This window comes from Mycobacterium sp. MAA66, assembly GCF_041261665.1.
Classification (GTDB): Bacteria; Actinomycetota; Actinomycetes; order Mycobacteriales; family Mycobacteriaceae; genus Mycobacterium.
In genome coordinates, this window is record NZ_JBGCCC010000001.1 from 488,012 (window position 1) to 501,078 (window position 13,067).

General features: G+C 67.2%; 10 protein-coding genes. 7 read left to right on the forward strand and 3 right to left on the reverse strand.

Annotated elements, in window-relative coordinates:
* Positions 1 to 108: 108 nt before the first annotated feature.
* Together ABIA30_RS02400 and ABIA30_RS02405 are read right to left on the reverse strand one after the other, a co-directional pair.
* Entirely contained in the window at positions 109 to 1,020 is a 912-nt protein-coding gene (locus tag ABIA30_RS02400; RefSeq protein WP_370061734.1) for a hypothetical protein, read from the reverse strand.
* 308 nt (positions 1,021 to 1,328) lie between these two features.
* A complete protein-coding gene (locus tag ABIA30_RS02405; protein ID WP_370061736.1) occupies positions 1,329 to 2,651 on the reverse strand; it encodes a DUF349 domain-containing protein in 1,323 nt (440 codons plus the stop codon).
* Between the two features lie 194 nt (positions 2,652 to 2,845).
* Between ABIA30_RS02405 and ABIA30_RS02410 the strand changes: the two genes are divergently transcribed.
* The 7 genes from ABIA30_RS02410 to ABIA30_RS02440 all read left to right on the forward strand — a co-directional run bounded on the left by ABIA30_RS02410 (position 2,846) and on the right by ABIA30_RS02440 (position 12,135).
* The gene (locus tag ABIA30_RS02410; RefSeq protein WP_370063248.1) at positions 2,846 to 3,478 is read left to right on the forward strand and encodes a hypothetical protein; all 633 of its coding nucleotides are present in this window, start codon (positions 2,846 to 2,848) and stop codon (positions 3,476 to 3,478) included.
* On the forward strand, positions 3,475 to 4,389 hold the full coding sequence (gene miaA, locus ABIA30_RS02415; protein WP_370061738.1) for a tRNA (adenosine(37)-N6)-dimethylallyltransferase MiaA: 915 nt from the start codon (positions 3,475 to 3,477) through the stop codon (positions 4,387 to 4,389). Before ABIA30_RS02410 ends, miaA begins: the two co-directional genes overlap by 4 nt.
* A gap of 4 nt (positions 4,390 to 4,393) precedes the next feature.
* The gene (gene dapF / locus ABIA30_RS02420; RefSeq protein ID WP_370061740.1) at positions 4,394 to 5,269 is read left to right on the forward strand and encodes a diaminopimelate epimerase; all 876 of its coding nucleotides are present in this window, start codon (positions 4,394 to 4,396) and stop codon (positions 5,267 to 5,269) included.
* A gap of 33 nt (positions 5,270 to 5,302) precedes the next feature.
* Complete coding sequence (gene hflX, locus ABIA30_RS02425) at positions 5,303 to 6,718, forward strand: GTPase HflX (protein ID WP_370061742.1); 1,416 nt, start codon at positions 5,303 to 5,305, stop codon at positions 6,716 to 6,718.
* A 276-nt stretch (positions 6,719 to 6,994) separates the two neighbouring features.
* Complete coding sequence (locus ABIA30_RS02430) at positions 6,995 to 8,347, forward strand: DEAD/DEAH box helicase (protein WP_370063250.1); 1,353 nt, start codon at positions 6,995 to 6,997, stop codon at positions 8,345 to 8,347.
* A gap of 85 nt (positions 8,348 to 8,432) precedes the next feature.
* Positions 8,433 to 9,590, forward strand: a complete 1,158-nt coding sequence (locus ABIA30_RS02435; RefSeq protein WP_370061744.1) for an acyl-CoA dehydrogenase family protein — start codon at positions 8,433 to 8,435, stop codon at positions 9,588 to 9,590.
* A 151-nt stretch (positions 9,591 to 9,741) separates the two neighbouring features.
* Positions 9,742 to 12,135 carry an LGFP repeat-containing protein gene (locus ABIA30_RS02440; RefSeq protein ID WP_370061746.1) on the forward strand — a complete coding sequence of 798 codons (2,394 nt, stop codon included), beginning with the start codon at positions 9,742 to 9,744 and terminating at the stop codon, positions 12,133 to 12,135.
* A gap of 27 nt (positions 12,136 to 12,162) precedes the next feature.
* Here the strand turns inward: ABIA30_RS02440 and lexA are convergent, their stop codons facing one another.
* Entirely contained in the window at positions 12,163 to 12,870 is a 708-nt protein-coding gene (gene lexA / locus ABIA30_RS02445) for a transcriptional repressor LexA (RefSeq protein WP_370061748.1), read from the reverse strand.
* Positions 12,871 to 13,067 lie beyond the last annotated feature (197 nt).

The window sequence follows — 13,067 nt, forward strand, 5'->3', positions numbered from 1 at the left end:
GCGATTGCGGTGGCGCCGATTACCGCACCGAGCGCGGGCGAACGGGCTCGCATCACCGTTAGACCGGACGGATCGCCTACGGCCATCCTCGTGGACGACGGACGTTGATCAGGCCTTGCCGGCCAACGCCAGTCGTTGGCGCGGGGTCAGACTCGGCATCAACGAGCGGAGCGCAAGCCGCGTCGGCATGAACCTGCTGAGGGCGTGCCGTGGCCGATTGCTGGTGTAGACGTAGGTGACCGAGTACCGCGCGTGCGCGTGGGGTTCGCGGATCCGATGGAGCAGCCGGCTGGTATCGACGTATATCGCGGTGGCCGCCGGCCCGATCACGCTCTTCCAATTCGACCGGGGCACGATCTCGGCGAATTCCCGATCACGTAGGAAAGTGAATCCGGGCCGCCAGTGAATTCTCGTCTGGGCGGTATCGCCGACCGTGGCAGGAATATATTCGAACGGACCGACGTGTTCGTCGACATCGTTCAGGTAGACGATGACCTTGAGCATGCGGCGATCTTCGATGTCGATATGCCAATTGCGCGCCGAATGGAACTCCGAAACCGGCCTGGCGTGTTCGACCTTGGCTTCCATTCCCAGGTACCGCACGGGCAGTCCGATATAGCTTTCCGCAATGTCCAGATTCTGTTCGGACAAGCCCCAGGTGAACAAGGCCGGGTCGTCTGACACGGCCTTCGGCGGAAGGTAGGTGACGGGCTGCGACGTGCTGTTGTCCCGAAGCCAATTGACTGCTTGACGTGCGGCGTTGTCGGCAGGCTCGGCCAGCCGAATCTGCCGGGTGGCGACGAACGTCGCCGCCAGGCTCTCGACCACGGCTTCGTCTTCGGCGCTCAGGATCGGCAGCTTCGTGCTGTGGTCGGCCAACCGCGCCCGATATTTGCGCTCTCGTGTGGCCTCGAATATCGGCAGATCCGACACGCGCCGACCAATATTTACCGCACGCATTCGGGTCCCGCCGATGAATTCGTGGCCCGGATAATCGACACGGAATGGCGACTGAGTCAACGGCGGTCCTTCAAAATCGATATCGCTCACAACAACTCCGCCGGCGCCAGCCGTTACAAGCGGCAATTTGAGATAGACGGCCATCCTATGGCCACCGGATTAGAAACCTCGTCCGCTAGCCGAGGCGGGCTAAGTAATTGATGCGCAGCGACGATTCTGGCAAATGGCGCTCGACCGTCGGCCGTCCGTCTTGAGCCGTCGTGATCTGCGACGGCGTGACCGTTTGGCCCCATGTCGCGCCTGACCGCGCAACAAAATTATGGGAATGGTGTGAGTTTGATTCGGCGTCGCGTTGAGCTCCGCCGGCTCTACGACTTCTTGTGCAGCGCCTCGGCGGCGGTGTCGGCCCATTCGCGCCACTGCGCCGCGCTGGCCCGAGCCTTCTCGGCATCCTTGGTCTTGCCGGCCGCCTCGGCCTTGGCGGCCTGCTTCTCGAACTGCTCGGCACGTTCGCGGAACTGCGCGGCGCGGGCCACTGCCTCGGCATCCACCTGACCGGCGCTGGCCGCATCGCGGATCTTCTTCTCCACCGCCCGCAGCCGGCGCTCCAGCTCGACGCTGCGATCCCGCGAGGCCTTGCCGATGGCATCCCACTTGTCGCCGATCGCGCGGAACGCCGCCCGCGCCGCATCGACGTCGGTGACCTCGATTTTCTCGGCCTCGAGCAGCAGCTGCTCCTTGGCATCGGAGTTGGCGTTGAACTCGGCGTCCTTCTCGGCGTTGACCGTATTGCGGGCGAGGAAGAAGGTGTCCTGCGCCGCTTTGAACCGCTTCCACAATGCGTCGTCGACATCCTTGGCGGCGCGCCCGGCGGACTTCCACTGCGCCAGCAGATCCCGGAAGGTGGCCGCGGTGGCGCTCCAGTCGGTCGACCCGGTCAGCGCCTCGGCCTTTTCACACAGGGTTTCCTTGGCCTGCTTGACGCCGACCCGGTCCCGGTCGAGCTCGGCGAAATGCGAGCCGCGACGCCGGTTGAACGCCTCACGGGCGGCCGAATAGCGCTTCCACAGTGCGTCGTCCACCTTGCGGTCCAGGCCGCTGATGGTGCGCCACTCGTCCAAGATCGCGCGCAGCCGGTCGCCGCTGGACTTCCACTGCGTCGAATTGGCGCCGATCTCCTCGGCCTCGGCGGCCAGCGCCTCCTTGCGGGCGGTCTGGGCGGCACGGTGTTCATCGCGCTTGGCGCGTTCTTCCTGGGCAGCTGCCCCGGCATGTTCGATGATGGCGTTCAGGCGGGCGGTCAGGGCGTCGACGTCGCCGAGGACCGCGGCCGTGGGCAGCGATTCGAGCAGCGTTGCGGCCGCCGACTTGATCTTGCGGGCATCACCGCTGCCCGAGCTCAGCCGGTGCTCAAGCAGCACGACTTCGGTGTTCAGGTCGTCATAGCGGCGACCGAAGTGCACGTAGGCGGACTCGGTGTCACCGGCCTGCCACGAGCCGATGTTGCGTTCGCCGGCGGCCGTGATGAGCCAAACCGTGCCGTCATCGTCGACACGACCGAACCGGTGCGGGTCGACCGACGGCGGCGCGGCGACCGCGGCGGCAGGTGGATGCGTTGGATGCGGGACCGGGCGGGATGGCCCGGGCCGAGGAGTAGGTTTGGGTGCTCCGCCGGATTCGGTGGTTGTCATATGTGTGTACTCCTCGTGCCTGCGCGGATGATCCACGCTCCTGCCGCGCGACGCGGCGCCGGTTTCTTCTAGCTCGCACGCTATTGAAGCAGGTCGGTGTGCTGCATGCGCACGGCTTGGCACGACTCGTTTAGCGTGAACGGGTGCTCGACGCCGGACCGATTCATGTCGCCATCGTCCCGTCGACGCCCGTCATGGTGCCTGAACTGGGCCGCGGCACCGTGGCCGAGCTGTCCGAGCTGTCCGCCGCGGTGCGTACCGCGGTCGCCACATTGCCGCCGAACTGGCTCGCGATCGGGGTCGGCGCACAGGCCGGCCGGGTAGCCGCCGATGCGGTCGGCACGTTCGCCGGCTACGGCACCGACTTATCGGTCACCCTGCGGCCGGACGCCACTGGGCCGGTCCGGGACCTGCCGCTGTGCGCGTTGATCGCCGGTTGGCTGCGAGGACAGGCAAACCCGGACGCCACCGCCGAGGTGCGGGTGTTCGCCGACGATCTGCCGCCCGACGCGGCCCTGGCCCACGGACGAGATCTCCGCGGCGAGCTGGACGGCGCCGGGGTGCTCGTGGTCGCCGACGGCGCACCCACCCTCACCCCGGCCGCCCCGGGCGGATTCGACCCGGATTCAATTGCCCTGCAACAGCATTGGGACGACGCGCTGGCTGCCGGCGACGTCGCGGCGCTCGGGGGCCTGACCGGTGTGCTGGGACGGGTGGCCTACCAGGTGCTGGCCGGGCTGGCCGGCCCGGACCCGCAGGCCACCCAGTTGTACCGCGGCGCGCCGTACGGCGTCGGGTACTTCGTCGGCACCTGGACCGTCACATGAGGCCGATAGCCGTCGTCGGGCCCACCGGCACCGGCAAGTCAGCGTTGGCGCTGGACCTGGCCGAACAACTCGGCGGCGAGATCGTCAATGCCGACGCCATGCAGCTCTACCGCGGTATGGACATCGGCACCGCCAAACTCACCGTTGCCGAACGCCGCGGCATCCCACACCATCAGCTCGACGTGCTGGAGGTTGCCGAGACCGCGACGGTGGCCAACTATCAGCAGGCCGCCGCGGCCGACGTCGAGGCCATCGCGGCGCGCGACGTGGTGCCGGTGATCGTGGGCGGTTCGATGCTGTACATCCAATCGCTACTGGACGAATGGTCCTTTCCGGCGACCGATCCGGCGGTTCGCGCTCGCTGGGAGGACCGGTTGGCGCAGGTCGGCGTCACCGTCCTGCACGGCGAGCTGGCTCGCGTCGACCCCGACGCCGCGGCGTCGATCCTGAACACCGACGGCCGCCGGATCGTGCGTGCGCTGGAGGTCGTCGAGCTCACCGGCCGGCCGTTCGCCGCTTCGGCGCCACGGATAGGTGCGCCGCGCTGGGACACCCTGATCGTCGGATTGGATTGGGACACACCGATTCTCGACGACCGGTTGCAGCGGCGCACCGAGGTGATGTTCACCTCGGGTCTGGTGGACGAAGTGATCGCGCTGCAGGCCAAGGGGCTTTCGGACGGGGTGACGGCCGCCCGCGCACTGGGATACGCCCAGGTGCTCGAAGCCCTCGACGCCGGCGGGGACGAGGCGGCCATCGCCGAGGCCGCCGAGCGCACCTTCGTCGGCACCCGGCGCTATGTGCGTCGGCAACGCTCCTGGTTCCGGCGCGATCACCGGATCACCTGGCTGGCCGGCGATGCCGACGAGAATGCGGCCGACGTGGCCCGACGGTGGCGGCACGTATCCTGACTGCGTGCGATTTAGCAAGGGACATGGCACCCAGAACGACTTCGTGGTGTTGCCTGACGTCGATGCCGAATTGGCGCTGACCCCGTCGATCATCGCGGCGTTGTGCGACCGCCGGCGCGGATTGGGCGCCGATGGCCTGCTGCGGGTCACCACCGCGGGAGCAGCGAGGCGGGCCGGTGTCTTCGAGCAGTTGCCCGACGGGGTGGCCGCCGACGACTGGTACATGGACTACCGCAACGCCGACGGTTCCGTCGCCCAGATGTGCGGCAACGGCGTCCGGGTGTTCGCGCACTACCTGCGCGCCTCGGGGCTGGAGAGTCGTTCGGAATTCGTGGTCGGTTCGCTGGCCGGACCGAGGCCGGTGGTGCTGCATTCCGTCGACGCGGTCAATGCCGAGGTCACCGTGGAGATGGGCAAGGTCCAGGCCTACGGCACCGGCACGGCTGTGGTGGCGGGCCGGACCTTCGAGGGGCTGGCTGTCGACGTCGGCAACCCGCACCTGGCCTGTGTCGACGAGGCGCTGAACATGACCGGGCTGGAAGCCCTCGATGTCGGGGCGCCGGTGCAGTTCGATGCTCAGCAGTTTCCCGAAGGGGTCAATGTCGAGGTGCTGACCGCGCCGCTGCACGGGGCCGTCGCCATGCGAGTGCACGAACGCGGCGTCGGCGAAACCCGTTCTTGTGGAACGGGAACCGTCGCGGCCACCCTGGCTGCACTGCGGCACACCGGTGCCGATACCGGCAGCATGCGGGTGGTCATCCCGGGCGGCGAGGTCAGCGTGACCATCACCGAGTCGACCAGTTTTCTGCGTGGCCCGTCGGTGCTGTTGGCCGAGGGGGAATTGGCAGAACAATGGTGGAGGGATAATTCAGGTGCGTAGTCCGGCGAAACCGGGCACCATCGATAACTACTCATGACGTATCCCGAGACACCATTGCACGCCACGCCCAGTACCGGTGAACTGGCGCTCGAAGATCGCGCGGCGCTGCGCCGAGTCGTCGGTCTGTCGACCGAACTGGAAGACATCACCGAAGTCGAATACCGCCAGCTACGGCTGGAACGTGTGGTCCTGGTCGGCGTCTGGACCGACGGCACCGCGGCCGACGCCGACAACAGCCTGGCCGAGTTGGCGGCACTGGCCGAGACCGCGGGCTCCGAAGTGCTCGAAGGCCTGATCCAGCGCCGCGACAAGCCCGATGCGTCGACCTACATCGGGTCGGGCAAGGCTCAGGAGCTGCGCGAAATCGTCCTCGCCACCGGCGCCGACACCGTCATCTGCGACGGCGAGCTGAGCCCGGCGCAGCTGAACTCGCTGGAAAAAGTGGTGAAGGTCAAGGTGATCGACCGCACCGCGCTGATCCTCGACATCTTCGCCCAACACGCCACCAGCCGCGAGGGCAAGGCGCAGGTATCGCTGGCCCAGATGGAATACATGCTCCCGCGGCTGCGCGGCTGGGGTGAATCGATGTCCCGGCAGGCCGGTGGCCGGGCCGGCGGCGCGGGCGGCGGCGTCGGCACCCGCGGTCCCGGCGAGACCAAGATCGAGACCGACCGGCGGCGCATTCGCGAGCGGATGGCCAAGCTGCGTCGCGAGATCAAGGACATGAAGAAGATCCGCGACACCCAGCGACACAGTCGCCGGACCAGCGACACCCCGTCGGTCGCGATCGTCGGCTACACCAACGCCGGCAAGTCCAGCCTGCTCAACGCGCTCACCGGGGCCGGTGTGCTGGTGCAGGACGCGCTGTTCGCCACCCTGGAGCCCACCACCCGCCGCGGGCAATTGGACGACGGTCGCCCCTTCACCCTGACCGACACCGTCGGCTTCGTCCGGCACCTGCCCACCCAGCTGGTCGAGGCGTTCCGGTCCACACTGGAAGAGGTGGTCGACGCCGACCTGCTGGTGCACGTGGTCGACGGATCCGATGCCGACCCGCTGGCCCAGATCAACGCCGTGCGCAAGGTGGTCGGCGAGGTGGTCGCCGAGTACGACGTCGCCGCACCGCGAGAATTGTTGGTGGTCAACAAGATTGACATCGCCGAGGGGTTGGCGCTGGCTCGGTTGCGCCGGGCACTGCCTGACGCGGTGTTCGTCTCCGCGCACACCGGCGACGGACTGGCCCAGCTGCGGGCCGCCCTGTGCGAGCTGGTGGAACCGACCGATGCCGCGGTCGATGTGACCATTCCCTACCACCGCGGCGATCTGGTGGCCCGGGTGCATGCAGAGGGCCGGATCGAGGCCACCGAACACACTGATGACGGGACCCGGATCACCGGCTGGGTGCCCAAAGCGTTGGCTGCCGGCCTGGGGGACTTCGCGAACGGCTGATTCGGCCGTCGTGCGCAGTGTCACAATTGCCGGGAACTGATTGTGGCGCAGTGGGTTTGGACCGGTCTGTGTCGGCTGCGAAGACGGTCGACTTAGGTTGTCGGCCCGCTTGGCAGTAGTGTGTCAACAGATTCGGCGTCGTCCCGTCATGAGACCGGGGCCGAGTACGTCGTGGAACGGCTGTGGTCCGTCAGTTCTCCTGAACCAGCACTTCTCGCGGCGACCGATGCTGCCCGCCTGGGCGGTATCGACACCCCCCGAAAGGCTGAACTGTTCATGAGCTCCGACGTGTCCTTTGGCGACCTTGGTGTCGCCCCACCCCTGGTAACGGCCCTGGCCGCTCGCGGCATCGCCGCACCCTTCCCGATCCAGACCAGCACCCTGCCCGACACCCTGGCCGGTCGTGACGTCCTGGGCCGTGGCCGCACCGGCAGCGGTAAGACGCTCGCCTTCGCCATCCCGCTGGTTTCGCGGCTGATGGATGCGTCGCGTCGGCCGTCGCGGCCCACCGGCCTGGTGTTGGCGCCGACTCGCGAGTTGGCCACCCAGATCGCTGCGACGGTCGAGCCGCTGGCCCACGCCGCGGGGCTGAACGTGACCACCATCTTCGGCGGCGTCTCGCAGAATCGGCAGGTCGACGCGTTGCGGGCGGGTGTGGACATCGTCATCGCGTGCCCGGGACGTCTCGAAGACCTGATGAAGCAGAAGCTGGTCAACCTGGACGCGGTCCAGGTGACCGTGCTCGATGAGGCCGATCACATGGCCGACCTGGGCTTCCTGCCCGGCGTCACCCGCATCCTGGCGGCCACCCCGGCCGGTGGGCAGCGCATGCTGTTCTCCGCGACGCTGGACAACGGCGTCGACAAGCTGGTTCGCCGCTTCCTTTCCGATCCGGTCACCCACTCGGTCGACGAGATCGACGCACCGCCGCCGGCGATGACCCACCACGTGTTCCATGTCTCCGGCGCTGCCGAGAAGAGCAAGTTGGTACACCGACTGGCATCGGGCAGTGGCCGGCGAATCCTGTTCATGCGTACCAAGCACCAGGCCCGCAAGCTGGCCCGTCAGCTCACCGAGGCCGGGGTGCCGTCGGTGGACCTGCACGGAAACCTGTCCCAGCCGGCGCGTGACCGCAACCTTGCTGCGTTCAGCGCGGGGGAGGCGCGGGTTCTGGTGGCTACCGACATCGCTGCGCGCGGCGTTCACGTCGACGAGGTCGAGCTGGTGGTGCATGTCGATCCGCCGGCCGAGCACAAGGCGTACCTGCACCGTTCGGGGCGTACCGCCCGGGCCGGCAGTGCCGGAGATGTCGTCACCGTCGTACTGCCCGAGCAGCGCAAGGACGCCCAGCAGCTCCTCCGTAAGGCCGGCATCACCGTACGCCCGCAAGAGGTCGGCGCTGACTCGGCGCCTGTTCACGCACTGGTCGGTGAGGTCGCGCCGTACCAGGCACCTGCGCCCAAGGCTGCCCCGGCGCCCACGTCCAAGGCCACCCAGGCACCGCGCCGGGGCAACCGGCCGGCGAAGGGCGGGCAGGGGTCCAACGGATCTCAGCCGGCCAGGACCGGTACCGGCGGAGCGCAGCAGCGTCGGCGCCGTCGCCCGCAGCAGTCGTCCGCGCGTCCCTGACCTACATACCCGCGGGGCCACTGTTCCACCAACCATCCGGTTGGTATACGTTGTCGCAAACGTATCCAGTACCGGAGGTATCGCCATGGGCGTCATCAAGTACGACCGCACCCTGTTCGAGGCGGAGCACGACATGTTCCGCGACTCGTTCCGCACGTTCCTGGCCCGGCACGCCGAGCCCTACCGGGAGGAATGGGAGGACGCCAAGATCGTCGACCGTGAGGTCTGGCGTGAGGCCGGCAAGCAGGGCTTCCTGGGCATGGCGGTGCCCGAAGAGTACGGCGGTGGTGGCAACCCGGACTTCCGGTACAACGTGGTCGTCACTGAAGAGACCGCGGCGGGCCGGCACAGCGGTCTGGGTTTCGCCCTGCAGAACGACGTCATCGCTCCCTACCTGTTGGAGCTGGCCAACGAGGAGCAGAAGCAGCGCTGGCTGCCCGGATTCTGCAGTGGCGAGATCATCGCAGCCATCGCCATGACCGAGCCGGGCACCGGCAGCGACCTGCAGGGCATCAAGACCAAGGCGCTCAAAGAGGGCGATCACTACATCCTCAACGGCTCAAAGACGTTCATCACCAACGGTATTCACGCCGACTTGGTGATCGTCGTCGCTCAGACCGACCCCGACAAGGGGGCGCAGGGATTCAGCCTGCTGGTCGTCGAGCGCGGCATGGAAGGGTTTGAGCGCGGCCGCCACCTCGACAAGATCGGTCTGGACGCGCAGGACACCGCCGAGCTGTCGTTCACCGACGTCAAGGTCCCCGCCGAGAACCTCCTCGGCCAAGAGGGCATGGGCTTCATCTACCTCATGCAGAATCTGCCCCAGGAACGGATCTCCATCGCGGTGATGGCCGCCGCCGCCATGGAGGCGGTACTGGAATCCACGCTGCAGTACACCAAGGAACGCAAAGCCTTCGGCAAGCCCATCGGCAGCTTCCAGAACAGCCGCTTCGTGCTGGCCGAGCTGGCGACAGAGGCGACGGCCGTTCGCATCATGGTCGATGAGTTCATTCGGCTGCACCTTGATCGAAAACTGACCGTGGACCAGGCGGCGATGGCCAAGTGGTACTGCACCGAGGCTCAGGTTCGGCTCGTCGACCGCTGCCTGCAGCTACACGGCGGCTACGGCTACATGCGCGAATATCCCGTGGCCCGGGCGTTCCTGGATTCCCGGATTCAGACCATCTACGGCGGTACCACCGAGATCATGAAGGAGATCATCGGACGCGGATTGGGCGTCTAGCGCGCGGGAAATGCCTGCGCCGTCGACGTTTGACCCTGCGACACACGGCCGATATCCCGCAAGATGGACGTTAGCTCAAGCAAAGTTGACGGTGAAGCATGCGTCACGGGAAGTTGTAGTGCGCGATTTTGCCGACTGCGGGAGGAATTCGATGACCGGGCTGCGAACCCGTGCTGTCAGGACGATCGGGCGCAGCAGCGCCGGTCTGCTGGCAGTGACGGTTGCACTGCTCATGGCGCCGGCGGTCGGTGCGACTCCGGACAGCGACGCCGCCGACGCGGCGATCACTGCCGCCTGGACTGCCGACGGGGGAGCCGGCGGTGCGCTCGGCGACAAGGACGGCGACGTTTATCAGGTTGGCGACGGGTACGGACAGAACTTCGCGAACGGCAAGGTCTACTACACCCAGCGCACCGGCGCGCACTATGTGCAGGGCGCGTTGCTGGACAAGTACCAGTCGCTCGGCGGACCTGCGGACAGTGACCTGGGCTTCCCGACCGCCGATGAAGGCGCGGGCAAGGCCGACGGCAGTCGCGACAGTACGTTCAGCGCCGCGGACGATCCGGTCATCTTCTGGACCCCGGACAACGGGGCGTGGGTTGTTCGCGGCGCCATCAACGCGGCCTGGGACAAGCTCGGCGGATCAGCCGGAGTGCTCGGGGTGCCGACCGCAGACGAGACCTGGAAGGGCAGTGTCGTCTCGCAGCCGTTCACCGGCGGTGAGATCAGCTGGGACGCCAAGTCCAAGACCTTCACCACCACACCCGCCGAACTGGCGGGTCAGCTCACCGGTGTCAACGTCCCGGGCGATGCGTCGACGGCGATTGCGGCAGCCCGACGGGCCGCCGGTGGACCGTTGGGTCCGCTGGGGGTCGAGGAGGGTGCCCAGTACAAAGTCGGTGACAAGGGCCTCGGACAGAACTACGCCGGCGGAACGATCTTCTACTCGCCCGACACCGGTGCCGGCGCGGTGACCGGGCAGGTGCTGGACAAGTACCGCGGCGCAGGGGGACCGCAGGGCGATCTGGGTTTCCCCACCGGTAGCGAAGCCGACGGCGGCCTGGCGCCGGAGAGCCGGATCGTCACGTTCGCGGCGGCCGATCAGCCGGTCATCTTCTGGACGCCCGATCATGGCGCGTTCATCGTGCGGGGCGCGATGAACGCGGCGTGGGCCAAACTCGGCGGAGCCAGCGGCAAGCTGGGGGCGCCGACCGGTGATCAGACCGTGAACGGCGACGTGGTGTCGCAGAAGTTCACCGGTGGTTCCATCTCATGGAACGACTCCAGTCACGCATTCACCGTCGATCCGTCCGATTTGACCGGCCAGCTCGCGGGCTTGCAGGTCCCGGGACAGGATCTGGCCAAGAACGCCGCGGGTGCCTCGGACCACCACCAGTGGTACCAGTTCCACTGGTGGTGGTTGCTGGCGATCATCCCGTTGGTGCTGGCAGTTGGCGCCATCGTGATCGCCGCGGCACTGCGGCGTCGGCGGCATGTCGAGCGGGCCCGCGAACAGGAAGATTTCGGTCCGCACGACGATTTCGCCGACCACGATTTCGCCGACCACGATGACCATCATGAGTACGCGGACGGTTACGGCGACGAGCACTACGGCGACGAGCACTACGGTGACCATGGCGGCGACTTCGGCGACGAGCACGACCCGGAAGGGCACTACGACGGCGGCCCGGACCATTTCCAGGAGGATCCCGACGCTGTCGACACCGCGCCGAACGAGGTCGCGAAGTTCGATGACGATCACGATCACGGCACCGGTCCGGAGCCCGAGGCGCAGCACGGCACCGGATGGGCCGGGCTCGGCCTCGGTGCTGCGGGCGGCGGCGCGGCGCGATCTGGCCTGTTCGGCCGGCGCGCGCCGGCCGAGGAGTCCGACGAGGCTGTCGATGACGGCGAATTCGACCAGGTCGCTGATCAGGACGATGCCGACGGCGCCCCGGAGGCCGAGCACGGCAACGCCGAGCACGACAGTGAGAGCCACGAACCCGAAGCCGCGGTGACGACCCAGCTGCAGGCTCAGTCACCGGCTCCGGATCACGGTGCGGTACCGGGCGTCGTCGTCGGCGGAGCTGCCGTCGGTCTTGGTGCTGCAGGCGTCGCCGCTGCGCGTGCGGGTCTGTTCGGTCATCTCACCGGTGGCCATGCCGCCGAGCCTGTCGACGCAGAGCCGCATGAGGAGCAGGCAGCCGCCGATGCGGTGCCGTCGGCTGAGTCGATGCAGGCCGATGTGTCGACTGCGGAGGCCGGCCCCGACGAGGCGGAATCATCGCCTGAAGCCGAGCCGGCGGCCGGGCCGCCCAGTGGTCGGCACCACGCGGTCCAGGACGATGAGCCGGTGACCGCGCAGATGTCCTTCCGGGTGGCGGTCGGTGACGGCACCTTCGCTCCGGCGGGCTACACCATCAAGGCCGACACGAAGTCAGGGCAATACTGGATTCCCGGCACGCCCGGCTACGACTCGGCGCCGGTTGAAATCTGGTTCGCCAGTGAGGATTTCGCGGTCACCAACGGGTTCGTCAGGGGCTGACGAACCGCCGATTCCGGCGCGGGTCGATCAGATCTTGCGAATGACGGTGACGACCTTGCCGAGTACGGCAGCGTCATTGCCGGGAATCGGGTCGAACGCCGGATTGTGCGGCATCAACCAGACCTGACCGCGCGTCCGCTTGAAGGTCTTCACGGTCGCCTCGCCGTCGATCATCGCCGCGACGATGTCACCGTTGTCCGCCACATTCTGCTGGCGTACCACGACCCAGTCGCCATCGCAGATGGCTGCGTCGACCATCGATTCGCCGACGACCTTGAGCAGGAACAGTGAGCCCTCACCGACCAGCTCGCGCGGTAGCGGAAAGACATCCTCCACGGCCTGCTCGGCCAGGATGGGGCCGCCGGCGGCGATCCGTCCCAGTACCGGCACGAACGTGGGCTCGGGCAGGGCGTCGGAGCCGGCCACGTCGGTGGTGACCTGGGGCGCCGCATGGTCTTCGGAGCCACGGACATCCACCGCGCGTGGCCGATTCGGATCGCGGCGCAGATAGCCCTTCTTCTCCAGTGTGCGCAGCTGATGGGCGACCGACGAAGTCGACGTGAGGCCGACAGCGTCACCGATCTCCCGAATGCTCGGCGGGTACCCGCGGGTGGTCACCGAGGAGCGGATGACGTCGAGGATGGTGCGTTGGCGTTCGGTGAGCCCCGATCCCGCGCTCTGCCGGTTGCCGGGCGTGCGATCGAGGCCGTCTGGGGTGTCGGTGCTGTCGCTCATGGCCATGAATGTAGTCGCCGTCCAACAAATGATCAAACATGTGTTCGAGGCGTGTTGGGCTCGGTTGTTCGAAACTGTGTGCCAATTTTTTGTCGGTGGGTCCCAGTATCGTTCGCAACAGTTCGATCACATGTTCTATCAATCGAACAAATGGGCGATAGTATCGAACATAAGAGCGAATCAATCGATCGAAAGGA

Coding starts and splice junctions, on each gene's coding strand:
- ABIA30_RS02435 (WP_370061744.1), top strand. CDS start 8,433: ATGGGCGTCATCAAGTACGACCGCACCCTGTTCGAGGCGGAGCACGAC.
- ABIA30_RS02440 (WP_370061746.1), top strand. CDS start 9,742: ATGACCGGGCTGCGAACCCGTGCTGTCAGGACGATCGGGCGCAGCAGC.
- miaA (WP_370061738.1), top strand. CDS start 3,475: ATGAGGCCGATAGCCGTCGTCGGGCCCACCGGCACCGGCAAGTCAGCG.
- ABIA30_RS02430 (WP_370063250.1), top strand. CDS start 6,995: ATGAGCTCCGACGTGTCCTTTGGCGACCTTGGTGTCGCCCCACCCCTG.
- lexA (WP_370061748.1), bottom strand. CDS start 12,870: ATGAGCGACAGCACCGACACCCCAGACGGCCTCGATCGCACGCCCGGC.
- hflX (WP_370061742.1), top strand. CDS start 5,303: ATGACGTATCCCGAGACACCATTGCACGCCACGCCCAGTACCGGTGAA.
- ABIA30_RS02410 (WP_370063248.1), top strand. CDS start 2,846: ATGGTGCCTGAACTGGGCCGCGGCACCGTGGCCGAGCTGTCCGAGCTG.
- ABIA30_RS02405 (WP_370061736.1), bottom strand. CDS start 2,651: ATGACAACCACCGAATCCGGCGGAGCACCCAAACCTACTCCTCGGCCC.